This is a genomic window from Variovorax sp. KBW07 (assembly GCF_003852515.1).
Taxonomy (GTDB): domain Bacteria; phylum Pseudomonadota; class Gammaproteobacteria; order Burkholderiales; family Burkholderiaceae_C; genus Variovorax.
The window spans coordinates 13048-13521 of the sequence record NZ_QAJK01000069.1; the positions used below are offsets into that span (position 1 = coordinate 13048).

General features: G+C 67.3%; 1 protein-coding gene. It reads left to right on the forward strand.

Annotated features, from left to right (window positions below):
* Nucleotides 1-474 (forward strand): acyl-CoA dehydrogenase family protein (locus DBV14_RS33910; RefSeq protein ID WP_260397050.1); only part of this gene is annotated, 474 nt, incomplete at both ends.

Genomic DNA, 474 nt, shown 5'->3' on the forward strand with positions numbered 1-474 from the left:
AACGTGCGCGTGCCGGTCGAGAACATCCTGCTGGGCGAAGGCCGGGGCTTCGAAATTGCGCAGGGCCGCCTCGGCCCCGGGCGCATCCACCACTGCATGCGCGCCATCGGCATGGCCGAGGCCGCGCTGGAGATGATGTGCCAGCGGCTGGTGTCGCGCACCGCCTTCCACAAGCCGCTGTCGGAGCAGGGCGTGTGGCGCGAGCGCATTGCCGAGTCGCGCATGCTGATCGAGCAGTCGCGCTGGATGGTGTTGAACGCGGCCTACCGCATGGACACGGTGGGCAACAAGGTCGCGGCGAAAGAGATCGCCATGATCAAGGTGCTGACGCCCAACAACTGCGTCAAGGTGATCGACTGGGCGATGCAGGCCTTCGGCGCGATGGGCCTGAGCCAGGACACGCTGCTCACGCACTTCTACGCCTACGAACGCCACCTGCGCGTGGCCGACGGCCCGGACGAAGTGCACCGCAAC